This window comes from Roseibium sp. RKSG952 (genome assembly GCF_009711355.1).
This window is the reverse complement of sequence record NZ_SMMF01000534.1, coordinates 1-1,639: the sequence shown is the minus strand read 5'-3', so window position 1 is coordinate 1,639 and position 1,639 is coordinate 1. Positions and strand designations below refer to the sequence as shown.

General features: G+C 60.5%; 1 protein-coding gene. It reads right to left on the bottom strand.

Annotation, left to right across the window (positions count from 1 at the left end):
* On the bottom strand, nt 1-1,639 hold a 1,639-nt coding region (locus tag E1297_RS48985; protein WP_196223135.1), incomplete at both ends, for a cadherin-like domain-containing protein.

Below are 1,639 nucleotides of genomic sequence, written 5' to 3'. Positions count from 1 at the left end.
TCACCGCATCGGTGATCTCCAGTTCGCCCTCAGTTAGCCGGATGACCGGCTGGCCCTCGCCAAAGAACACCGTGTTGTCGAAGGTGATCCTGTCCGCGTCGTCGCCATTCTCCAGACCGTTGGCATAGGCAATCGCCTCGCGCAGCGATGTCAGTCCGTCGAGGCCATCAACGACATCCTGCTCGGTCGTCACGACAAGGCTTTGAGCTTCCAAAACGCTGACACGCACCGTTGCCGAGGCAAACGCGCCATTTTCCGTTTCGATTGTGTAGGTGAACGCATCTTCACCGAAAAATGCCGCATCGGGCGTGTAGCCGAGGGTGCCATCGCCGTTGTCGACGACAGAACCGTTTTCGGCCTCTCCGACATCCGTGATCCTCGGCTCGGAGCCGTCCAGGGAGATGTCGTTTTCGAGAGGGCTTATGGTTACGGCTTCTCCCAGCCGGGTTGTTGCAGTGTCATCGACGCCTCGTGCGGCTTCGTCATTCTGCAGCTCGACGGCTCCGGCATCGACGCTTCCGCCGTTTTCTGCATCGTCAACCGTGGACAGATCTACATCTCTGCCGGATCCGCGCGCATCCTCGCCAAGGGGACCGTCGATGATGCCGTCACCGTCCAGATCGACTTGCGGAACGTCACCTGCATCAAGCGCCGGGTTGGATGCATCCACTTTCAGCAGAATGGTCTCGACCGGTCCGCCATTGTCCGACAGCACTCCGGCATCGATCCCATCGGCAACTTGATAGGTCTCCGCAAACACGTCAGCGGCCGTGACAAAGCGGTCTTCCGTTCCCTGATCGAACTTCGTTTGCCCGCCAATGATGTTTCCGCCGCCATCACTTGCTCCCACGGCCTGGATCTCGCTTGATCCCGAAACCAGCGCGCTGTTGCCCAGCACGATGCTGTTGACCAGCGAGACGCTGCCATCCAGAGCCGCAATGCCACCGCCAATGGATATATCGCCGGAAGCCAGATTTCCCGACACCGTGCTGTTGACAAGAAACACCTCCGAGAGACCCGAAATTCCGCCTCCGGTACTTGTTCCGGCTGTTGCGGCATTGTCCGCGACCGTGCTGTTGATCAGATAGACCGTCGTACCCAGAATCCCGCCACCGGACGAAATTGTCCCCGAGGCCGTGTTGCCGGAAACCGTGCTGCCGATCAGGTTCGCCTCGTTTGCCGCGGCAATCCCGCCACCGGCAGCCCCGTAACCGGACACACTGTTTCCGGACACGGAGCTTGAGGTCACCGTGACGTCAAATCCGAAAATGCCACCGCCTGCCGTTCGATCCGACGATGTTGAGTTTCCTGTGATGGCGCTGTTCGTGACATCGACCAAGAAACCGCTGACGCCGCCGCCCGAGGCTGTTTCGCCGGACGTGCTGTTGCCGGATATCTCGCTGCTGTCCAGCGTCACAGCACCTTTGCCGGATATCCCGCCGCCAGTCGCACCATCACCGGTCGTGCTGTTGCCCGCCACGACACTGTTGGTCACGGTCAAAGCGGAGCGGCTGTAGACTGCGCCTCCGCCGAATTCCCCACCGCTTTGTGTGGTTCGGCCTCCGGTCAGGACAAGTCCGGTCAGCGTTGTGTCAGCGGCCTCCTCCGAGATATGGAAGATCCGGCTGTTGTCGCTCAG